The sequence below is a fragment of the Chryseobacterium daecheongense genome, from assembly GCA_027920525.1.
In the GTDB taxonomy this organism is placed as follows: domain Bacteria; phylum Bacteroidota; class Bacteroidia; order Flavobacteriales; family Weeksellaceae; genus Chryseobacterium; species Chryseobacterium proteolyticum.
This window is the reverse complement of sequence record CP115858.1, coordinates 2011647-2033745: the sequence shown is the minus strand read 5'-3', so window position 1 is coordinate 2033745 and position 22099 is coordinate 2011647. Positions and strand designations below refer to the sequence as shown.

17 protein-coding genes are annotated in these 22099 nt (G+C 35.9%); 11 read left to right on the top strand and 6 right to left on the bottom strand.

All coding sequences use genetic code 11. From position 1 onward, the window contains the following. Positions 1-33: 33 nt before the first annotated feature. The 6 genes from PFY10_08925 to PFY10_08900 all read left to right on the top strand — a co-directional run bounded on the left by PFY10_08925 (position 34) and on the right by PFY10_08900 (position 6646). Positions 34-2649 (top strand): valine--tRNA ligase, encoded by a 2616-nt coding sequence (locus PFY10_08925; protein WBV58569.1) that lies wholly within the window; start codon positions 34-36, stop codon positions 2647-2649. A 202-nt stretch (positions 2650-2851) separates the two neighbouring features. Beyond that, positions 2852-3487 (top strand): DUF4241 domain-containing protein, encoded by a 636-nt coding sequence (locus tag PFY10_08920; GenBank protein ID WBV58568.1) that lies wholly within the window; start codon positions 2852-2854, stop codon positions 3485-3487. 57 nt (positions 3488-3544) lie between these two features. Beyond that, positions 3545-4438, top strand: a complete 894-nt coding sequence (locus PFY10_08915) for a ribokinase (GenBank protein ID WBV58567.1) — start codon at positions 3545-3547, stop codon at positions 4436-4438. Positions 4439-4527: 89 nt separating this feature from the next. After that, the gene (locus tag PFY10_08910; GenBank protein WBV58566.1) at positions 4528-5376 is read left to right on the top strand and encodes an alpha/beta hydrolase; all 849 of its coding nucleotides are present in this window, start codon (positions 4528-4530) and stop codon (positions 5374-5376) included. Then, positions 5369-6013, top strand: a complete 645-nt coding sequence (locus tag PFY10_08905; GenBank protein WBV58565.1) for an HD domain-containing protein — start codon at positions 5369-5371, stop codon at positions 6011-6013. The genes PFY10_08910 and PFY10_08905 overlap by 8 nt, the downstream gene beginning before the upstream one ends. A 39-nt stretch (positions 6014-6052) precedes the next feature. Continuing rightward, on the top strand, positions 6053-6646 hold the full coding sequence (locus PFY10_08900; GenBank protein ID WBV58564.1) for a hypothetical protein: 594 nt from the start codon (positions 6053-6055) through the stop codon (positions 6644-6646). A 92-nt stretch (positions 6647-6738) separates the two neighbouring features. Here the strand turns inward: PFY10_08900 and PFY10_08895 are convergent, their stop codons facing one another. The 3 genes from PFY10_08895 to PFY10_08885 all read right to left on the bottom strand — a co-directional run bounded on the left by PFY10_08895 (position 6739) and on the right by PFY10_08885 (position 10185). Beyond that, on the bottom strand, positions 6739-6969 hold the full coding sequence (locus PFY10_08895) for a hypothetical protein (protein WBV58563.1): 231 nt from the start codon (positions 6967-6969) through the stop codon (positions 6739-6741). A gap of 188 nt (positions 6970-7157) precedes the next feature. Further along, positions 7158-8048 carry a DUF72 domain-containing protein gene (locus tag PFY10_08890; protein ID WBV58562.1) on the bottom strand — a complete coding sequence of 297 codons (891 nt, stop codon included), beginning with the start codon at positions 8046-8048 and terminating at the stop codon, positions 7158-7160. A 97-nt stretch (positions 8049-8145) separates the two neighbouring features. Next, positions 8146-10185 carry a T9SS type A sorting domain-containing protein gene (locus tag PFY10_08885; GenBank protein WBV58561.1) on the bottom strand — a complete coding sequence of 680 codons (2040 nt, stop codon included), beginning with the start codon at positions 10183-10185 and terminating at the stop codon, positions 8146-8148. A gap of 432 nt (positions 10186-10617) precedes the next feature. Between PFY10_08885 and PFY10_08880 the strand changes: the two genes are divergently transcribed. Beyond that, the gene (locus PFY10_08880) at positions 10618-13803 is read left to right on the top strand and encodes a TonB-dependent receptor (GenBank protein ID WBV58560.1); all 3186 of its coding nucleotides are present in this window, start codon (positions 10618-10620) and stop codon (positions 13801-13803) included. Between the two features lie 139 nt (positions 13804-13942). Here the strand turns inward: PFY10_08880 and PFY10_08875 are convergent, their stop codons facing one another. The 3 genes from PFY10_08875 to PFY10_08865 form a co-directional block, all read right to left on the bottom strand. Continuing rightward, entirely contained in the window at positions 13943-15601 is a 1659-nt protein-coding gene (locus tag PFY10_08875; GenBank protein ID WBV58559.1) for a ribonucleoside-diphosphate reductase subunit alpha, read from the bottom strand. A 59-nt stretch (positions 15602-15660) separates the two neighbouring features. Then, complete coding sequence (locus tag PFY10_08870) at positions 15661-15948, bottom strand: hypothetical protein (protein WBV58558.1); 288 nt, start codon at positions 15946-15948, stop codon at positions 15661-15663. An 82-nt stretch (positions 15949-16030) separates the two neighbouring features. After that, on the bottom strand, positions 16031-17005 hold the full coding sequence (locus tag PFY10_08865) for a ribonucleotide-diphosphate reductase subunit beta (protein ID WBV58557.1): 975 nt from the start codon (positions 17003-17005) through the stop codon (positions 16031-16033). Between the two features lie 425 nt (positions 17006-17430). Between PFY10_08865 and PFY10_08860 the strand changes: the two genes are divergently transcribed. Genes PFY10_08860 through PFY10_08845 form a run of 4 tightly spaced genes read left to right on the top strand, consistent with a single transcriptional unit; the run spans position 17431 to position 21950 of the window. Next, the gene (locus PFY10_08860) at positions 17431-18120 is read left to right on the top strand and encodes an ABC transporter ATP-binding protein (protein WBV58556.1); all 690 of its coding nucleotides are present in this window, start codon (positions 17431-17433) and stop codon (positions 18118-18120) included. A gap of 44 nt (positions 18121-18164) precedes the next feature. Continuing rightward, positions 18165-19394: an ABC transporter permease gene (locus PFY10_08855; GenBank protein WBV58555.1), complete on the top strand. Its 1230-nt coding sequence runs from the start codon at positions 18165-18167 to the stop codon at positions 19392-19394. Between the two features lie 59 nt (positions 19395-19453). After that, positions 19454-20725 (top strand): ABC transporter permease, encoded by a 1272-nt coding sequence (locus PFY10_08850; GenBank protein ID WBV58554.1) that lies wholly within the window; start codon positions 19454-19456, stop codon positions 20723-20725. 31 nt (positions 20726-20756) lie between these two features. Further along, entirely contained in the window at positions 20757-21950 is a 1194-nt protein-coding gene (locus tag PFY10_08845) for an efflux RND transporter periplasmic adaptor subunit (protein ID WBV58553.1), read from the top strand. Positions 21951-22099 lie beyond the last annotated feature (149 nt).

Below are 22099 nucleotides of genomic sequence, written 5' to 3'. Positions count from 1 at the left end.
TTTTGCAAATTGTAAGCTAAAGAAATAGAATTTATGCAGATTTCAGAAAAGTATAATCCACAGGAAACAGAACAAAAATGGTACAACTACTGGTTGGAAAACAAGTTTTTCCATTCGGAGCCTAATGACAAGCCACCATATACCATCGTAATTCCTCCGCCAAACGTGACGGGGATCTTACACATGGGACATATGTTGAACAATACCATTCAGGATGTTCTGGTCCGCCGTGCAAGAATGCAGGGCTTTAATGCCTGCTGGGTTCCGGGAACAGATCACGCTTCAATTGCTACTGAAGCTAAAGTTGTTGCTAAACTGAAATCTGAGGGAGTCAATAAATCTGATATTACCCGGGAGGAGTTTTTAAAACATGCATGGGAATGGACTGACAAATATGGGGGAACCATCCTGGAACAGCTGAAAAAATTGGGTTGTTCATGCGACTGGGACAGAACCAGGTTTACGATGGAGGATAAGCTTTCAGCACAGGTAATTAAAAGTTTTGTTGATCTTTATAATAAAGGATTGATCTACAGAGGCTACAGAATGGTTAACTGGGATCCGGAAGCAAAAACGAACATATCTGATGAGGAAGTAATATTTAAAGAACAGAACGGGAAATTATATTTCCTGAAATATAAAATAGAAGGTTCAGAAGAATTCCTTTCTGTTGCGACGACGCGTCCTGAAACAATCTTTGGGGATACTGCTGTTTGTATCAATCCTAATGATGAAAGATATGCTCACCTGAAAGGTAAAAATGTGATCGTACCTATCGTGAACCGTGCGGTACCTATCATTGAAGATGAATATGTGGATATTGAATTTGGAACCGGGGCACTGAAAATTACTCCTGCTCACGATACCAATGACTACGCGATCGGGCAAAAACATCAGTTGAAAATGATTGATGCTTTAGATGATGATGGAAATCTTAATGAGTATGGATTACATTATGCCGGGAAAAACAGGTTTGAGGTAAGAAAACAGATTGCAAAAGAACTGGAAGAAAAAGATCTCCTTTTAAAAGCTGAGGATTATGTAAATAAGGTAGGTACTTCTGAAAGAACAGGAGCAGTGATCGAGCCTAAAATTTCTGTTCAATGGTTCCTGAAAATGTCTGAACTTGCTCAGCCTGCTTTGGATGTAGTAGTGGACGATGAAATTAAGTTTTATCCTGAAAAATTCAAAAATACCTATAAACATTGGATGGAAAACATCCGTGACTGGAATATTTCCCGCCAGCTTTGGTGGGGGCAGCAGATCCCCGCTTATTATTATGGAAGCGGAGATGAAGATTTTGTAGTTGCAGAAACAAAAGAAGAAGCTTTAGAATTAGCAAAACAAAAAACAGGGAACCAAAATCTTACAGCTGAAAGCCTTACACAAGATCAGGATGCTTTAGATACCTGGTTCTCATCATGGCTATGGCCTATGTCTGTATTTGACGGGCTTCTTGATCCTGAAAATAAAGATATTCAGTATTATTATCCTACTTCTGATCTGGTAACAGGTCCGGATATTATTTTCTTCTGGGTAGCGAGAATGATCATGGCCGGATTAGAATATAAAAAGACAGTTCCTTTTAAAAACGTTTATTTTACCGGTATTGTTAGAGATAAGCAAAGAAGAAAGATGTCCAAGTCTTTAGGAAACTCACCGGATCCTTTGGAATTAATTGATAAATATGGTGCTGATGGTGTGCGTGTTGGAATCTTACTAAGTGCTGCTGCAGGAAATGATCTCCTTTTTGATGAAGATCTTATGCTTCAGGGGAGAAATTTCATGACCAAGATCTGGAGTGCTTTCCGATTAATCAATATGTGGAATCATGAAGATAAACCGGCTAACGTAACGGAAAACGAGACAATAGAGTGGTTCGAAAATAAATTGAACAAAGCGATTGCTGAAATTAATGATCAGTTTGAGAAATTCAGAATTTCTGATGCTTTGCATTTGGTTTATAAATTAATCTGGGATGATTTCTGTTCGTGGTATCTGGAGGCTATCAAACCTAATTATGGTGAAGGGATTTCGAGAGAAGTATACGAAAAGACTATTTATTTCTTTGAAGAATTAATGAAATTACTTCATCCTTTTATGCCATTCCTTACGGAAGAATTATGGCAAACGATTTCGGAAAGAAGTATAGAGGAAGCGTTGATTATCTCTCAGCAGAAAAAAGCAGGAGAATTTAATGAGACTATTATCAAAAACTTTGAAATGGCTCAGGAACTTATTTCAGGAGTTAGAAACTATCGCCAGACGAAGGGGATTTCTCCTAAAGAGGCAGCTGAAATTTATACGGGTTCTTCAGAGTTTGCCAATGAAGCTGTTATCAGAAAACTGGCGAATATTTCAGACATTTATTTTGGTGAAAAAACAAATAAACCAAGTTTTACATTCCTGGTAGGTTCTACCGAAGTGTCCATTCCATTGAGCGAAAACCTGGATCTTGCTGAAGAGAAAACAAAAACGGAAGACGAAATAAAGTATTTGAAAGGATTTTTAATTTCTGTAGAAAAAAAGCTCTCCAACGAAAAATTTGTTGCCAATGCTAAAGCAGAAGTTGTAGAAGCGGAGCGTAAGAAACAGAAAGATGCACAGGATAAAATTGCTATTTTGGAAGAGAAGCTGAAGAGCTTATAAATCTTTTGGCACTTATCTTGAAATAAAACAAATATCAATCCGGACAATCCCGGAAACTATATCCATAAAAGAAGACCAGTTTAACTTGTCTTCTTTTGTGAATTTAATACAATAGTTCAGACATAATATCTGAAGAGCAGATGAGCTGCCAAAATAACTTGTAAGCGGATCAGCTCATCACCAATAAATAAAGACAATAAAAATGACGCACGTAGAGAATATAAAAAAGCTGTTTTCAAGAGATTTTGTAGAAAGTCCTTTGTTAGAAAGCTTTGAGGTTGGGAAAATTTACCTTTCTAGTGGAAAATTGGTAGCTTGTGACCCCTTGATCACAAATGATATGCAGCCTTTTACTACAGATTTCCCAAAAGGGGATTTTGCTGTTCTATTACATAAGGAGAGAGAAAGTAACTGCGTAGCCTATGCTGAAATTATTTTCAGTCACTCAGAAATCGCAGAATGGAAATTGGCAACTACTTCAGGTCAGGATATAAAAGACCTTGCAGAGGGTGAGATATTTGGTTATCCTGTAGAAAGTGGGATGGGTTGTTTTATGGATGTTGATACCCAGGAAAAACTTAATGAACTGGAAAAAAGATTGTATCACAGTAAAGGTGCCGACTTTATGGGAATTTATGAGGAGTTTTTCCACGAATATTTTTTCGATGAAAACGGAGCGATCGATCAATATGCCTTTTTGAAACCTGCGGATGAGCATCCGGGAACTATCTTTGCTTTCGAGACAGGATATGGAGAAGGTTTCTATGCCAGCTATATCGCGTATGATAAAAATAATGCGCCTGTAAAGGTAGTTACGGAATTTATTGAAATAAGTTAATTATTGTTATATTAGTATTCCTAATTTTTTATTTTTGTATAAACCAATTTAACCGCAATGAACTTTTCCTCAGTACAACCCAAAATTATAGTTGTTGGCAGCTCTTCCATAGATCTTGTTCTGGAAACTGAAAAACTTCCGGCTCCTAATGATACTGTTTTAGCCATTAATTCGGATAGTTATTTTGGTGGAAAAGGAGCCAATCAGGCTGTAGGAACTGCAAGATTGGGAGCCAGTGTTTATTTCATTGGATGTGTGGGGATGGACCCACTGGGACAGCAAATTATGCGTAATCTGGTGAATGAAAATGTGAATGTGGGATTTGTTGCAGAAACAGACAAAGAAGCTACAGGAACAGCTTATGTGACGACTTCTGATGGTAATGCTGCCATTGTTGTGGTACCGGCTGCAAATAAGCTTTTAAGTACCAAACATATTGAAGATGCAGACCGGTATTTTCCTACAGCAGATCTTATCCTGGTTCAGTTAGAAGTTTCTATAGAAGTTGTTGAATATACCATTAGAAAAGCAAAAAAATACGGAAAAAAAGTTGGTCTCTATGCTTCACCGGCTATGAAACTTAGTGAAGAAGTACTGGAAAATGTAGATTTTGTAATCGTAAAAAGTAGTGAACTCTATATTGTTTTTGGTGAGGAGGAAAAAGAGCGGGTTCTTGAAAAATATTTTAATAAAGTTTTTGTAAGAGATGATACGAATTCCACGATTTATTTTGATGGAACTGAAATGAAATACTTCAGAAACCATAACGATAATAAAACGGTACATAAAATGGGAATGGGAGATGCATTTACATCCGGATTTGCCATAGCCTTGTGTCATAATAATCCTATTGAGGAGTGTGTAAAGTTTGGAAATGAAGTTTCTTTAAAAGTCTCTACGAGAAAAGGATCGCAAACCGGATTGCCTAGAATGTCCGATTATGTTATTTAAAGCTATTTGGTACATATCGAAAGTATATAATTAACATAAAATAAACAGTAAAAATTTCCACTTTTGAGTGGATTTTTTCTTTTTACACTATGGAAAAACTAATTCTAAAAACCACAGATCACATTTCTATTGTCGCCCACCTTTTCCTGCCGGAACAGAGCAATAATAAATTATTACTAATCAATTCTGCTACAGGCGTAAAACAGCATGTTTACTTTTCCTTTGCACAATATTTTTCAGAGCAGGGATTTACAGTGATCACGTATGATTATCGGGGAATTGGGCTTTCAAAACCGGAGCAAATGAAAGGTTTCGAGGCTTCCATGCGAATTTGGGGTTCCCAGGATTATAAAGCAGTAACCACCTACATCAGAATCCGCTTTACAGGGTATGAGAAATATTGCCTGGGACATTCTGTTGGAGCATTGATCCTTGGGATGAATAAGGATTCGGAGATGTTTAAAGAATTCTTTTTTGTGGGAACACAAAATGCGTTTGTTGGGAATCTGAAATTCAGGACGAAAATAGAAGCTTATCTTGGATTTGGGATTGTCCAGCCTTTAGCCACGCAGCTTCTGGGTTATTTTCCGGCTCATTGGTTTGGACTTGGAGAAAGTCTTCCTAAAAATTGCGCTTATGATTGGAGAACCTTAATTTTGAATAAAAAATCAACAAACGGTTTACTGGAGAAAATTGATGATTATTCTAAAAAATTGACTCAAAAAGTTTTTGTAATCAGGGCTGAAGATGATGTCTGGCTTACGGATAAAGGAGTAAAGAGTCTATTAAACGACACGTATCCCAACCTTAAACCGACATATCGCCTGGTAAAAACTTCAGAATCTGAAAAAGGAGAAATAGGACATGTTAATTTTTTCAGGAGCTATAACAAGAAGCTTTGGAATATTATTTTAAATGAATTAATACATAATGAGTAGTGTAATTGAAAATACAATAGATTTTGTAAAGGAAAAACTTAAAGGAGCAGAAGCAGGACATGATTGGTTTCATATCGAAAGAGTCTGGAAGCTTTCCAGGAAAATTGCTGAAAATGAAAACTGTAACAAAGAAGTAGTAGAATTGGGAGCTTTGCTTCACGATATAGCAGATCCTAAATTTCATGATGGTGATGAAACAATTGCGTTAAAAGTGTCCCGTGAGTTTTTGGAAGAGCAGCATGTTTCAGAAGAAATTATCGGGCAGGTCCTTTTTATTATTAAGAATATTTCATTTAAAAACAGAGGAGAAGCTCCGCAGAATTTACCTATTGAATTAAAGATTGTTCAGGATGCAGACCGTTTGGATGCTATAGGAGCAATAGGTATTGCAAGAACCTTTAATTTTGGTGGATTTAAAAATAACCTGATGTACCATCCGGATATTAAGCCAAAGCTGAATATGTCGAAAGAGGAATACAAAAAATCTGACGGCACTACAATCAATCATTTCTACGAGAAATTATTACTTTTAAAGGATTTAATGAACACAGAGAAAGGAAAAGAACTGGCTCAGGAAAGGCATGAGGTGATGCTTCAATTTCTTGATCAGTTTTATAAAGAATGGAATGTTGATTAACGTTCTTTCTTAAAATTCTTAAATCAGTATATTTGCAGCATGGGATTAATCATCTTTGTTATCTTTCTTTGTTCTGTCCTCTCTCTTATTTTATCTAAGGTAAAATCAGGAAAAGGTGCTGAATGGGCAAAACTGTTCCGTATCGCAACGCTTATTTTTTCAATCTCGGTATTCACTTATTGGTTTATCAAGAAAAGTGCTGTTGGAGTGGTGAGTAATTCCGTTGGTTTGCAGGTTATTAATAAACTTCCTCAGACCCTGGATTTTTATGTCATCAACGTCAATAATCCGGATAAAAATGCAATGCAAGAGGCAAAGCACATTGGAAAGATACGCCCGGAATATTACAGAATAGAATACCTCAAGATGGATAAATCTGATGAGTATTGGGTTATCGGATATTTAGGAAAGAAAAACCTGGTTTATTTTTCACAGCATTCTGTTCCTAACAAAAATATTGATCAGATCGTTGAGGTGAACAACTATATCAATCAAAGTGTAAAATTATCTGAAATTGCTAAAAAGCAGGTGGAAGCCTATAATTATGAAAATGTAAAACTGGGGATCTGGGTATCTCTCGATTTTCTTTTGCTATTTCTGAATTTGGTCTTGCTTTTTAGAATTAAAAAATAAATGTAAACCTTTCAAAATAAAAGATGATCTGCTGAAGCCAGCAGATCATCTTTCTTTTTTAGTTAAATATAGTGTCGATGTCTCTTGTTACATCACGGATAATTTAAAATTATCATGATTTTTTCTTTAAGCTCTTCCGGACAGTTTTTGATGAGCTTATCCTTGCTTTGACTGCTGATCTGGTCATAGGTCAGCCATTCTGTTACATCCTGATGCTGGCTGGTACTGTCGTAGATTCTTTTAATCTTCTCATTTTCGTAAAAGGTGTAATTGTCACCAAGAGAATTGTTTGTAATGCTGATAGTACATATTTCCTTTTCCATAGTTTTGATTTTTACAGTTGGTAATAAGGGTTTTATACCTTACAATATATCATTTCTTGGTGAAAAATATTGCCTTTTGCTGATAAAAAATTTTTCACACCAAACAGTGATATATTTACTGTTAAAACATAAAAAAAAGCTATAAAATCTTAAATTAAATGATTAAATAGCTGAATATTTTTTTTATGCTAAAACAAACTTTGGATACTTTCTGTTGCCATTTGAGGCACATGGAGGTCGGTTTTCCATTCCTCATTCATTTTTTTGATGAGATAAGCAGATAATAAAGGGGACGCCTTTTCAATATTCTGATGGACGAAAAAGTATAAATTTTGGAGGCCTTCTTTTTTCCATTGTGTAACCCGCTTTAACCAATCATCCAATCTTTCGTAGTCACTTTCTGCATTTGCTCCTACATAACGGATGAAAGCATTGGGAGTGGTAAGACGCATATGAAGCATATCCCTTCTTCCGGCAGTATCTACAATAATATTAGTGATATGATGGGCTTCAAAAAGATCGCAGGTTGTATTTAAAATGTTTTCATCATTAAACCATTCCGTATTTCTGAGCTCTATAGCTAGTGGGACTTCTTTTGGCCATTCTTTGACAAACTTCTCTAATCTGTCATAATCTTTTGGTTTAAAGTTATCATGAAGCTGAAGAAATACCATACCCAGTTTTTCATCAAAATTAAGAACCGATGTTGCAAATTGGGTTACAGGTTCTGTTACATCAATTAATCTCCTGAAATGGGAAACCGTATTGGTAATCTTTGGGAAAAATTTAAACCCTGCCGGTGTTTTTTCTTTCCATGTCAATACCTGGTCAGGAGTTGGCATTCCGTAGAATGTCGCATTGAGTTCTATAGAATTGAACTGGGTAGCATAATAGGTTAATTCGTCTTTCGTTCCTTTTGGATAAAATCCTTTGAGGTCGGTTTTATTCCATTTGGCACATCCGATGGAGATATTCTCTAATCCCTTTTTATTTTGTTTAAGGATCTCTTTGGTTCTGCTGTGATCTTTGGGTAATGTAAAATCTATTTTTGAAGGATCTTCTACTTGTCCGAATTTCATATTTGAAGTTTTTAAGAATTAAGTATCTAACAAATATAAAATAAAAATAAGACAATTATTTTATGAATTTAAGCTAAAGATATCAAGGAAAAGGGAATCAGTTTTTTATTATTTTTTTTGAAATTTCAGTAGATTTCGTCTTTATTTTGATAAGATAAATTCCTGCAGGATAACCTGACGTATTAATAGTGCAATCTCCTTTGCCACAGCTCTGATGTGATACTGATCTCCCCATACTGTCGAATATATCTATTGTATTGACGGGTTCAGGGGATCTTATCTGAAGGATATTTTTTACGGGATTAGGAAATACATCAATTTTGGTTATTATATGGTCTAGCTTCGTATTTTTTGAATTGGTAGTAGACGGGCAATTGGTACTGAAATTAATGTCCGGATACATAGTTTGAAGATCGGTAAGTTGAGCAGGATCAACACAAATGGTTAAATTACTAGTGTACCCGGAAAAGTCACAACCCTCCAATGCATTGTTTTTGATATTCACCTGGATTAATCCGGACATGTTAAAGAATGCAATAGCTTCTAAAACGTTGCAATCCGATAAATTCAGATTGGTAATGAGCGGACAGCTTCTTAGGGTAAGGTACTTGAGTTGAACGTTTTGTGAAAAGTTAATATTGTTTACTAATGAATTATATTCAAGATCAGCAGATTCCAATTGTGGACATTGTGAAAGGTCTATCGTAGAAATTTTTGTGTTAGCAATACCTAATTCCCTTAAGGAGTTACACTGATTGATATTAAGGCTATTTAATTCCGTAAAGGTATCAAAAGGTGAGTTGCCTGGTAAATTAGGTCCAAGGTTCAATGTTTGTATAGCCGAACAATTCTGAAGGTCTAAGCTTTTCAGGTCTTTATTTCCTTTTATCGATAGATTGACCAAAGAAATACAGTTTTGTGCAGAAATCTGCTGCAGATCAGTATGTGGATTCAGGAAATTCAGATCACCGGGAATATCTGCTTTCAGAGTTTGGAGATGGGTAAGATTGTCTACATTCAAAACAGCCATGTAGCCACAGGAATTTGTGATGTCCATATCTTCCAAAGCAGCCGCACTATTAAAAGTAGCATTGGTTATTGGCTGATTGAAAGCTTTTAGTATTTTCAATTTGGGAAATCCGGATACATCCAAAGAGGTTACATTTCCAAAATATACTCCTGAAGTAGTATAATAACCATACCGGTTATAGAATGATGCATCAAGCTCTTCTAAATTGATTAATCCAGCATTGGAAAAATTGATTGAGGATGCATTAAGACCTTTGATTCTTTTTAACGAAGTACAGCCGTTTAGATCTACGGAAGTAAAATAAGCTCCCGTTGTTTCATAATGATCCGTATCTGCTATAACTTCTTCCAGGTTTGTACAAGATTTCGCAACAAGGTGGATATTCTGATTTCCGGATGGTAATATGGTTCCGGTAGATCCGGAAACTGAAATTTTGGTCAGTGAATTTAAATTTGGAACACTGATCTTATTTAAACGCTTACAGGATGTGAAGGTGAGCGTTTTTACATGGCAGTTTTTGATATGAAGCTCCTTAATGTTTTTATTGTTTAAGACAATATCATCCTTGATGAGAAGGCAATTTTTATATCTCAAAATTGTGGAGGGGTCGTAAGGAGATAAATTGATGTCTGCAACAAAGTCATTCACATTCTCTACGGCACCACAATTATCGAATGAAAAATCAATAGGAACACGGTGGCTAACTCCTAAATTGTTTACAAATCCACCACTTCCGGTGTAAAGAACTTTTTTAATTTTATTGTTGTTAACAAAACTAATGACCGCTGATTTTGTGTCATGGATGTAAAGTTCTTCGACATTGGGGAATAAAAGAGCATCGGTGATTTGGTTTGGAAGACTATTGTAAGTGGGAAGCACATTGAACTTTATATTTAAAGTTTTTACTTGCTGGGCTTCAGTAAGCTGAATCTGCCCATCTCCATTTGCATCAATTTTAATATTGTTGCCATTGATGTCTTTTGCAATCTGACTACCCGGACCTGAAGTTAGTAGTAAGGCCTTAAATTTGGCATCTGTAAAATTAAGGTTCTGAGAATAAGCCATGCAGGAAAAGCTTACACAGAAGATAAATAGCATTTTGTACATATTGTGTTTTTAAGGGGTTGTTAATTTTAATAAGGATATATCCAATGAAGGAAATTATAAACCTTAACCTTACAAAAGTACTATATTTTTAAACCTGGCAACTTAGAAATACTACTATAGTATTAATACTATATTTGTTAACCGTACAAATACTGATGAGTACCTCTACCATGTTTTCCGTTTTTTATCAAGGCTTTGATTTAGTAAAATGAACGTTGTTCATATTGTGTTCATATATCTTAAAATAGCTTCAATGCGGTAAAAGATTTATTTGTAAAATGTTACCAAGATCTCATCTTACATGTTTACTTTAAGCAATTAAGTTTTTTTTAAGGAAATATTAAACATTATGTTATATAATGTTAACTGTATGTTACCACACTTCATGATTGTTGCTTCTAATTTTGCCATAAAATTTAGAAGTATAAAAATATGAAGAGAAAATTGATCTGTGCTTTTGCTGTTTTGTCTTTTGGCTTAGCGTTTTCACAAGAAACCAGCTCTAAAATTTTCGGAAGATTAAAAGGGGTAAATTCTGAAGTTACGGTAAAAGTAGTTCACGTTCCCACCAACAGTACCTTTGAAACTAAAAGTAATAACAAAGGACAATTTAGTCTGGATAATCTACAACCCGGAGGACCCTACACGATAGAGATTTCCGATGGTTCGCAAATTATCTATTCGAATACCAATTTACAGCTTTCATTAGGAAGTAATGATTTGCCTGTAGTAGAAATCAAAAACAGAGAAAAAGTGATCGACGAGGTAAAGCTTACCTCGAAGAGAACCACTGTGAAAAACGGAGTTGCAATTAGCCAGGCTCAGATCTCCGGACTCCCAAATATTAACAGGGGTATCCAGGATGTTACCAAGTTGGTCCCTCAAAGTGCTAACAACTCTTTCAACGGAACCAATTTCAGGTATAATAACGTTACTATTGACGGGTCGATCAATAACGACGCGATTGGTTTTAGTCCGTCTTTGGGTGGACAAACGGGAACATCGGGAATGCCGGGAAGTAGTACACGCTCCAACTCAATTAGTTTGGATGCGATTCAGGATGTACAGGTTTATATTGCTCCTTATGACGTGAAATTAGGAAATTTCCTTGGAGGAAGTATCAATGCCGTTACACGTAGTGGTAGTAATAATGTGGAAGGATCTTTTTATGTATACGGACGTAATGCTGCTATTACAGGAAGAAATAGGGTAGGAGATAATTCAAAAATGCCAAGCTCTTTTCAGGATTTTATTTATGGAGGGAGAGTAGGATTACCTGTCGTTAAAGATAAGGTGTTTTTATTCACCAATCTTGAATATACAAAAAGAAAAGATCCTGTTTTTTATAATGCTGATGATCCTAATGCGTTGGTTAATAACGCTGTTGCTCAACAGATCTCAGATTTTGTTCGAACCAAGTATGGCTTTAATGTGGGAAGCTTTAATCAGTACACTAATTTTTCTGAAAGTGCAAAGCTTTTCAACAAATTAGACTGGAAGATCAATGATAAACATACATTATCCATTAAAAATAACACTGTATTCTCGCAGGCTTCCAACCTTGAAAGAGATGGTGCCAATTTCAGGTTTTCAAGCATGGACTATATTCAAAAGAACAATGCTTCAACGACGACTTTGGAACTAAAAAGCCGTTTTAATGATAAATGGAATAATAACTTAGTATTAGGATATTCTTCTATTAATGATTACAGGGATCCTACTTCTTCCAACGCTATGTTTCCACAAGTGGAAATAGGGTATAATGGAGGAACTATTTTATTAGGAAATGATAGAGAGGCAACGGTTTTCAATATGAAGCAGAAAACATTTGAGATCACCGATAATTTAACGTATAAGACAGGGAATCATACTTTCTTATTAGGAACGCATAATGAATTATACAATATCGATTATGGTTTTGTAAATGCATTGAACGGAAGAATCTCTTATAAGAATCTTGATGATTTTTATAACTCAAAACCAGCAAGGATAAGAGGGACTTATCCTTTCAATGGAGACAGCAGAGAGACGCTGTTTAATAATCCGTATGCATCATATAAAGTGAACCTTCTTTCATTATACCTTCAGGACGAGATTAATTTAGGAAGACTCCGTTTATCTCCGGGTGTAAGAGTAGATTATACTGATTTACCAAACAAACCTCTTTTGAGTTCAAAAGTTACTAATTCTCCTACCGATCCTAATATGGGGAATACCTACAGCTATACACCATTAAATCAGCTTACAAACAAATATCTTAATAAACCCACATTGTCTCCAAGATTAGGATTTACTTTGGATCTTACAGAAAACAGATCAGTTGTATTAAGAGGGGGGTCTGGTATTTTCGTAGGAAGAATACCGTTTGCATGGCTGGGTTATGCTTATTATAATGATGGAGTAGGTTTCGGAAGTTATGATTATAATGGTCCGACGGCAGCTCAAATGGCAGCTAATGGAGACCCATTGGTAAGCGGAAACTTTGCTAATTGGCAAAACTCTTCCAAAGTTCAGGTAGACCTTATTGATAATAACTTCAAAATGCCTAAAGTGTGGAGAAGTTCATTAGGAGTAGATTATACCGTTGGAGGATATAAGCTGACATTAGAAGGTATTTACACTAAAGTACTTTATGATCTGAAATTCCAGCAGGTGAATAAAACGGATAACGTAACGTATTACAGTTATGACGTGAATCACCAAATGCCTATTTATACAACGAATATCAACAGTAATTTTTCTAATGCGTACATGTTATCCAATACGAAGGAAGGTTACAGGTATAATATAACAGCACAGATCTCTAAGTCTTATAATTTCGGATTTAACTTCTTTGCAGCATATACTTACGGAGATGCTAAAGATATTACCAACGGGATCAGAAACTCAATGGAAAGTAACTGGCAGATGAATCAATCCCTTACACCTAATAATCCTCAGTTGACAACTTCTAACTTTGCTATTAAAAATAGAATTGTTGCCAATCTCGGATATGGTTTCAATGTTTCAGAGTCCAACAGATTGTCGGCCAACGTATATTTCAATGCTCAGTCAGGAAATCCTTTCTCATGGGGCTTTGTAAACAGTACTATTGCTAATACAGGACAAGCTGCCGGATTGGCATATATCTTTAAAGATGCTGCTGAAGCTGCTAAATATATTGTTCCGATAAAAGATGCTGCAGGGAATGTTTTGGTAACCGCCCAACAGCAGGTGGCTGATTATGAAAGCTTCGTTAATAATAATAAATACCTGAGCAGCAGAAGAGGGACGTTTACACAAAGAAACGGAGACTTTACTCCTTGGAATATTCAGGCAGATATCAGAATTATGGATGAGATCAGACTGAGCCGGAAGTCTAAAAATAATATCCAGATTTCTTTAAGTATCATCAACTTCACCAATCTGTTGAATAAGGATTGGGGTAAGATCTATTTTGTACCGAATACTTTTAATTCAACAGCAAGCGTTGGATTAACGAAAGTTGGAAACGTGGCAGCGGGACAGCCGGGGGCTGGAGATCCAACCTATAATTTCAAATCTCCGGGGTTGCCTTATACGATTGATCAGTTTGCATCAAGATTCCAGGCACAGCTGGGAGTTCGATATAATTTTTAATTTTTACTTTATATATTCTTTCAAGAGTCCAGATTTTCTTTCTGGGCTTTTTTTATTTTGTAATTCTGAACAAAACAAGATATAAGAAAAGCACGTTTAAAAAACGTGCTTCAATATATAATTGTTTATTATTTGTAGTCTAAGCTTCGCAGCTTGAACAAGATACAAAGTTCACCATCATTTCCTTAGATACTGATGAGCTTCTTTGATAATATAATGTTTTTACTCCTTTTTTCCATGCTTCGATGTACAGATAGTTTACATCTTTTACGGGCATGGTAGATGGAATTTGTAAGTTCAATGACTGTGCCTGATCGATATATTGCTGTCTCTGAGCGGCCTGGGAAATGATCTCCATTGGAGAAATTTCCTTGAATGTCTTAAATACAGCTTTTTCTTCGTCAGTTAGTTCAGTTAAATGCTGAACGGAACCATGGTTCAACATAATCGTTCTCCATGTTTCTTCGTTATCAAGTCCTTTTTCTTCTAATAATTTTGCCAGGTACTTATTCTTACGCATGAAATTTCCTTTGGCCAAACCGGCTTTATAGTAGTTGGATGCGAAAGGTTCAATTCCCGGAGAAGTTTGTCCCAAAATAGCAGAACTTGAAGTCGTAGGAGCAATAGCCATTGTGGTGGTATTTCTTAATCCATAACCTTTTAACAATTCAGGTTCTCCATAGATGTTAGCCAGTTCTCTTGATGCCTGTTCAGATTGCTCTTTAATATGTCTGAATGCTCTTGCATTAAACTGAGTTGCTTCAAAACTTTCAAACGGGATCATGTTCTTTTGTAAGTAAGAATGGTATCCTAAAACACCAAGCCCAAGAGCTCTGTGACGCATTGCAAAGTTTCTTGCTCCCTGTAGGTAATAATTGCCTTCTGTTTTATCAATAAATTCAGTTAAAACAGCATCAAGGAAATAAACAGCCAACTTCACTGCGTCCGTATCTTTCCATTCATCATATAATTCCAGGTTCATGGAAGAAAGACAGCAGATAAATGATTCTTCTCTCGTAGAAGGAAGCATGATCTCAGAACAAAGATTACTTGCATTTACAGTAAGTCCCAAATCTTTGTAAACCTGTGGTTTATTTCTGTTAACGTTATCCGTAAAGAAAATATAAGGAAGACCTTTTTGCTGACGGCTTTCCAAAACCCTTGCCCAGATCTTACGTTTTTCCATATCTCCATCGATCATATCCTGCATCCAGTAATCAGGAACACAAATTCCGGTAAATAAATTCTGAATAGGACTTCCGATATCTTTAATTGATAAGAACTCTTCAATATCACCGTGGTCGATATCCAGGTAAGCTGCAAAAGCTCCTCTTCTCACTCCTCCCTGTGATACTACGTCCATTGCCGTATCAAATAATTTCATGAAGGAAACTGCTCCCGAAGATTTTCCATTATCTGTTACAGCAGTTCCTCTGTTACGAAGTTCCCCGAAATATCCTGAAGTTCCACCCCCGATTTTTGTCTGCATGATGACTTCACCCATTTTATGAGTAATCCCTTCAATGCTATCCGGAATGTGTACATTGAAACATGAAATAGGAAGACCTCTCTGTGTTCCCATATTTGCCCATACCGGAGAGGAAAAACTGATCCATCCTTTGGTGATCATTTCCTTAAAAGCAGGTTGTAATTCCGGTTTGTATAGCTTTTTGGCAGCAGCAGTGGTAATCCTGTCGATAGCTCCGTCTACAGTTTCCCCTTTTAACAGATATCCTCTGTTTAGCATTTGCTCAGACTCCTCGTTGAGCCACCATATATTAGTATTTTGTTCCTCCATAGTTGTTATATTTTCAAATTCCCGGATATCCATGTCGTATATCCAGGAATTTTGTGTTATTAAATTGATTCTAAAAATTCTACCTTGTGGGAACCGTTAAGTCCACTCTCATCTCTTAATCGTTGAAATTCTTTAAAAGATGATGTATTCAAAACCTCATGTTGTACCTCTTCATTGCTGTAATTAGAATGATGTAAGAATGTAACACCGTCTTCTTTAAGAAAAACCTTGTATTCAAATGCCGACAGATCCAATTGTCTGAAATCATTCAGGAAATTTTGAATGTTTTCTTTGTTTTCTGAAACAAATTCTGGTTTTACGGTATAACTTACAATTACATTAATCATCTTTTGTGTTTTGGTTTTTATTTCATCCGAAAAGGATACTTCCTAATGAAAGATTGTTGAGCTATATACAGAGCTTGTTTAATTAAAACAAATCGTTGGCTGTAATACTCTTGTCGTGTTTCGTATAGTCAACAGGTCTTTTAGCAAAGAAATCATCCATAGAATTAGCAAAAACCTCTTCCTCAAACCATTTCATCGGACGGTATTGTTCCGGCGAAATGTTGTAGCGTGTATCCATATTGATTTTCTTTAAGCTGTCGTCAACACGGTATTTCATAAAGTTGAGTAAGTCTTCTTTTGAGAATACACTCAATTCTCCCAATTCAAAGATCCAGTCTAAGATTTCACCTTCCAATTCTACAGATTGATCTACCAAAGTATAGATATCTTCAATGTCTGAATCAGTTAATAAATCAGGTTGTTCTTCGCGGATTTTGTTTATCAGATAAATTCCTGCGTTAGCATGGATTTGTTCATCAACAGAAGTCCACGCGATAATATTGGAAACGTTTTTCATGTATCCTTTAAATCTTGTGAAAGAAAGAATGATCGCAAATTGTGAGAAAAGCGATACATTTTCAATCAGGATACTGAATAGTAAAAGAGAAGAAACATATTCTTTAGGGGTGGAAGAATTAGCATGTTTCAGAACATTTGATAAGAAGTCAATTCTCTTTTTTACAGCAGGAACTGCTATAACGTTGGTAAATTCTTCATTATATCCCAGTACTTCCAATAAACGCGAATAGGCTTCAGAATGACGGAATTCACATTCAGCGAAAGTAGCTCCTAAACCGTTCAGTTCAGGTTTTGGCATATGATTGTATAGGTTTCCCCAAAATGTCTTTACAGACACCTCGATCTGTGCAATAGCCAGTAAAGCATTTTTCACAGAATTTTTTTCGTGTGGTTCCAGCTGCGAATGAAAATCCTGAATGTCTGCAGTAAAATCCACTTCCGAATGCACCCAAAACGATTTGTTGATCGCTTCTACAAATTGAAGAACCTCAGGGTATTCAAATGGCTTGTAACTTACTCTCTTATCAAAAATTCCCATATTAAAAATGTCTTTAAATTAAACTAATTAGATCACTGTGGATAAAAATCAAAGAATAAATAACAGCTTGATTTGTTGGAACTTATATTTAAAAGTTTTTCACAAGAAAAGTGTCTTTATTATTTGCTAGTGCGAAGCACAAAGTTCGAAAAAAAGAAACGATTTTGAAAGGGCTAAACACTAATTGGTTGACTTTTAATCGTAAAAGTTTTCCACATTTACATGAAACAAGCACTGATATTGGTTTAGATACAATAATAAGCATAAAATAAATATTTTTGATAAGTTACAGTTAAACATAAAATCATAAAATACTATAAATAAAGGTGTATTATATTAAACACTAAAAAAATACAATAAATTTTGATTCTTGTAACAAATTGAAAATATCTTCTACTTATTGACTATAAAACATAGATCACTTAATGTTAGTAATTCAGGATTTAAACAAATCATACGATACAGGGAAAAGTAAACTGCACGTTCTCAAAGGAATTAATCTCAATATTTCCGAAGGCGAGTTTGTTTCTATTATGGGAAGTTCGGGTTCCGGAAAGTCTACCCTCCTTAATATTATAGGGATTCTGGATGAAAAGGATTCCGGGATTTATGAGCTGGACGGTGTTCCCATCGAGCATTTATCCGAAGTAAAGGCTGCAGAATACAGAAGTAAATTTTTAGGATTTATTTTTCAGTCTTTTAATCTGATAGGATATAAAACGGCTTTAGAAAATGTTGCTCTCCCTTTATATTATCAGAACGTACCCCGAAAAGAACGTAATCAGATCGCCATGGAATATCTGGAGAAAGTAGGACTCGCCCAATGGGCAACCCATCTTCCCAATGAGCTCTCTGGTGGACAAAAACAAAGGGTAGCTATTGCAAGGGCGCTGATCACAAATCCTAAAGTGGTATTGGCCGATGAGCCTACAGGTGCCTTGGATTCAAAAACAACCCATGATATCATGAAATTGTTACAGGATATTAATAATGAAGGAAAAACGATCATTGTAGTAACCCACGAACCTGATGTTGCAGCACAAACAAAAAGAAATGTGATTTTAAAGGATGGAGTTATCGAAAGTGATGAATTTATCAAACAGGTTGTTCTATAAATAGTGAATGTACATTGACTTTAAAAAAGTAAAAAAATAAAAATATGTTTGACCTGGATCGTTGGCAGGAAATATTCAGTTCCATTCGCAGTAATGTATTGCGGACGGTGCTTTCCGGATTTACGGTGGCATTAGGGCTGTTTATCTTTATCGTTCTTTTCGGAATCGGTAAAGGTTTACAAAACGCTTTTACAGAAGGTTTTGCAAGGGATGCTCAAAATCTTATTTCCATCTTTACAGGAAAAACAACCATTGCCTACAAAGGATTACAGTCGGATCGTAACGTAACCATGAATAATGATGACTATGACTTTCTGGTTAAAGCAGATAAGGAAAAAGTAGGCTATTCAACTCCAAGGTATCAAACCAGTTTGCTGGTGAAGTACGGAAAAGAAAGTGGGAATTATCAGGTTAACGGAGGAGATCCTGAAGAAAAGTTCATTGAAAACAGGAAAATTCTTGAGGGACGTTATATCAATCCTTCCGATCTTGAAAGAAAACAAAATGTTGCCGTGATCGGACGAATGGTACAGAGAGATTTGATCAAAAACGGAAGTCCGGTAGGAAAAGAACTGAATATTAACGGAACAATGTTCAAAGTAGTTGGAGTATTTTCCGACGACGGTGGAGACTGGGACGAAAGACATATTACAGTACCCATTACTACTTTGCAACAGATGAAAAAAGGTTCAGATACTGTAACAACGGTTTATATAGCCTATAACGAAAAGCTAACACCTCAGCAAGCTATAAAATATGGTAACGAGCTTAAAGATAGATTAAAAGCCAGGAAGAATGTTTCTCCTGACGATGAAAATGGGGTCCGGGTATGGAATAATGCAGAAAATATGAATGATACATTTATGTTTATGGCTGTACTTACAGGTATTGTTGGTTTTATCGGGATGGGGACTTTGATCGCGGGAATCATTGGAATCAGTAACATTATGGTTTACATCGTTAAAGAGAGAACCAAGGAGATAGGTGTTAGAAAGGCTATTGGAGCGAAACCAAAAAGCATTGTGGCATTAATTGTACAGGAGAGTGTTGTGATCACTGTGATCTCAGGTTTAATTGGGGTAGGTTTGGGAGTTTTAGCGCTTAGCCTTATGGGAGACAGCCTTGAAGAATTTTTTATCAAGAACCCTAGTGTCGGCTGGACCGAGATCTTTATGGCGTTTCTGGCATTGGTTTTTTCAGGATTGATTGCCGGTTTTGTTCCCGCTTACAGGGCATCGAAAATTAAACCTATAGAGGCATTACGAACAGAGTAATAGCTGATGTTCGTACATAATTATAAAAAAAGTATAAATCAAACTCATAACTAACACCAATGAACATCTTATTTAAAAAGGATACCTGGCAGGAAATTTATTATTCACTGAGAAATAATAAACTTCGGACATTCCTTACCATGATCGGGGTGGGTTGGGGTATGTTTTTATACGTAAGTTTGCTGGGAGCAGCAAAAGGAATGGAGAATGGTTTCGATAAATTATTTTCAGGCTTTGCAACGAATTCTATTTTTCTATGGGCTCAGAAAACCTCTATTCCATACGAAGGTTTTCCAAAAGGGAGAGAGATGAAACTGCATTTGCCGGATATGGAAATGCTTAAAAGAAAAATTCCTGAAATAGATTACATTTCACCACAGAATGCTCGGGGAAGTTTTACAGGAACACCCGGAGAATCTATGTCAAGAAACGGGAAAAGTGCTACCTATTCTCTTACAGGGGATTATCCTGTGGGAAATAAAATTTCTGAAAAGAAACTTATTTTCGGACGCTATATAAACGATGCCGATTTATCAGGCAATAAAAATGTTGCCGTGATCGGAGAAGAGGTATATAAAAACTTTTTTAATTCCAAAAAGAAAGAAAATCCTATTGGTAAATCAATAAATATAAAAGGGCTTTTCTTTAATATTATCGGTGTTTTCAGAGTGAAAAAAGGAGGCGGTTTTGAAAATGACCGTACTGTTTTCATTCCTCTTTCTTCATACACGAAAATGTATAATGCGGGAGACAATATTGATATGTTTGCTATTGTCAGCAGGCCGGATGCCGATTTAAAGATTGTGGAAGAAAAAGTAAAACAGGTATTAAAGCTTAAAAATAAAGTTTCACCTGAAGATACAAATGCATTTGGAAGCTTCAACCTTGGAAAAGAATTTGGAAAATTAACCGGATTCCTAACCGGAATGCAGCTATTAACAATTATTGTAGGAACACTTACGATTCTTGCGGGAGTTATTGCGATCTCAAATATCTTACTGATTACGGTAAAAGAGAGAACAAAAGAAATAGGGATCCGAAGAGCATTAGGAGCCAAACCTTCAGAAGTAAGAAATCAGATTCTGCTGGAAAGTGTTGTAATTACACTATCCTCTGGGTTATTAGGATTCATGTTGGGAATATTTGTCCTGATGGTCCTGAATATGGCTACACAGAATCAGGATGCCTTTCCATTTTATAATCCTACAGTAAACTACGGAAATGTATTTGCTGCCATGGCGGTGATGGTAGTTTTAGGATTGATTATCGGAATGATTCCAGCTCAGAGAGCTGTTAAAATCAGACCTATTGAAGCGTTAAGAACTGAATAAAAACCATTTAAATAAAAAATAAACTAGATATATGAAAAAGAAATTCACTTGGAAAAAAGCCATTTATATACTGTTGGGGCTTTTATTTGCAGTGGCATTATTCTCGGGAATCGGTTATCTGATCAAATCCAATTCTAAAGAGAGTGAAGCGTTCCTTACGCGAAAACCAACGGTCCAGAATATGGATGATAAAGTCATGGCGACAGGGAAAATTATACCAAAAGAAGAAATCGAGATCAAGCCTAATATTGCAGGGATTATTGATAAAATTTTAGTTGATGAAGGGGATAAAGTAGTTGCTGGACAATTGGTTGCAACGGTTAGGATTATTCCAAATATCGCAGATGTAAACAATGCACAGCAGGAAGTTCAGAATGCGCAGCTTCAGATCAGCAATGCCAAGCTGAATGTAGATAACATGCAGAAACAATTTGATATGCAACAGAAATTGTATAGTCAGGGAGTTATTTCCAAGCAGGATTATTTAAACTCTCAACAACAATTGTATTCTCAGCAACAGACTCTTAAAAACGCAAACCAGCAATTCCAGACGGCTCAGAAAAGATTACAAATTGTGAAAACCGGAGCAACTCCTGAACTTCAGGGTTTTGCTACAACGCAAATACGTTCAAAAGCTGCAGGAACGGTACTTGATGTTCCTGTAAAAGTAGGAAGCCAGGTTATTGAAGCGAACTCTTTCAACGCGGGAACAACGATTTGCTCTATTGCCGATCTTAATTCACTGATCTTTCAGGGAGAGATTGATGAAGCTCAGGCGGGAAAACTGAAGCAGGGGATGCCAATGAATATTGTGATTGGTGCCTTGCAGAACAAAACTTTTCCAGGGAAATTAACAATGATTGCTCCTAAGGGAAAAGATAATCTTGGAACGATAAAATTTCCTGTAGAAGGCGATGTAACCAATCCTAATAATGAATACATCAGAGCTGGATTTTCAGCAAATGGAGAGATTGTATTGAATTCCCAAAAGAATGCATTATTGCTTGACGAATCTCTTATTCAATATGAGAAAAACAACGGTAAAGACAGATCTTTTGTTGAGGTAAAGCAACCTGATGGAAAATTCAAAAAAGTATATGTGAAATTAGGAGCCAGTGACGGGATCAATGTTCAAATTCTTTCAGGAATAGATAAAAATTCTGAAGTAAAAGTATGGAACCCATCAGATAAGGACAAAGAGGAACTTAAAGAAAAGAAAAAATAATAAACTAATCAGATACATTTTATCTACAGTCCCGGGAATTTTATTCCGGGATTTTTTTTGCTCCTTAAAGTTGTTGCCTATTCCGTTAAACAAGGTTTGAAAATGTAATGAATAAGAAGCTTAAAATGTCTTAATTTTAATTTCAAACT

Coding starts and splice junctions, on each gene's coding strand:
- PFY10_08905 (WBV58565.1), top strand. CDS start 5,369: ATGAGTAGTGTAATTGAAAATACAATAGATTTTGTAAAGGAAAAACTT.
- PFY10_08925 (WBV58569.1), top strand. CDS start 34: ATGCAGATTTCAGAAAAGTATAATCCACAGGAAACAGAACAAAAATGG.
- PFY10_08860 (WBV58556.1), top strand. CDS start 17,431: ATGTTAGTAATTCAGGATTTAAACAAATCATACGATACAGGGAAAAGT.
- PFY10_08920 (WBV58568.1), top strand. CDS start 2,852: ATGACGCACGTAGAGAATATAAAAAAGCTGTTTTCAAGAGATTTTGTA.
- PFY10_08900 (WBV58564.1), top strand. CDS start 6,053: ATGGGATTAATCATCTTTGTTATCTTTCTTTGTTCTGTCCTCTCTCTT.
- PFY10_08850 (WBV58554.1), top strand. CDS start 19,454: ATGAACATCTTATTTAAAAAGGATACCTGGCAGGAAATTTATTATTCA.
- PFY10_08885 (WBV58561.1), bottom strand. CDS start 10,185: ATGTACAAAATGCTATTTATCTTCTGTGTAAGCTTTTCCTGCATGGCT.
- PFY10_08845 (WBV58553.1), top strand. CDS start 20,757: ATGAAAAAGAAATTCACTTGGAAAAAAGCCATTTATATACTGTTGGGG.
- PFY10_08880 (WBV58560.1), top strand. CDS start 10,618: ATGAAGAGAAAATTGATCTGTGCTTTTGCTGTTTTGTCTTTTGGCTTA.
- PFY10_08910 (WBV58566.1), top strand. CDS start 4,528: ATGGAAAAACTAATTCTAAAAACCACAGATCACATTTCTATTGTCGCC.
- PFY10_08895 (WBV58563.1), bottom strand. CDS start 6,969: ATGGAAAAGGAAATATGTACTATCAGCATTACAAACAATTCTCTTGGT.
- PFY10_08855 (WBV58555.1), top strand. CDS start 18,165: ATGTTTGACCTGGATCGTTGGCAGGAAATATTCAGTTCCATTCGCAGT.
- PFY10_08875 (WBV58559.1), bottom strand. CDS start 15,601: ATGGAGGAACAAAATACTAATATATGGTGGCTCAACGAGGAGTCTGAG.
- PFY10_08915 (WBV58567.1), top strand. CDS start 3,545: ATGAACTTTTCCTCAGTACAACCCAAAATTATAGTTGTTGGCAGCTCT.
- PFY10_08890 (WBV58562.1), bottom strand. CDS start 8,048: ATGAAATTCGGACAAGTAGAAGATCCTTCAAAAATAGATTTTACATTA.
- PFY10_08865 (WBV58557.1), bottom strand. CDS start 17,005: ATGGGAATTTTTGATAAGAGAGTAAGTTACAAGCCATTTGAATACCCT.
- PFY10_08870 (WBV58558.1), bottom strand. CDS start 15,948: ATGATTAATGTAATTGTAAGTTATACCGTAAAACCAGAATTTGTTTCA.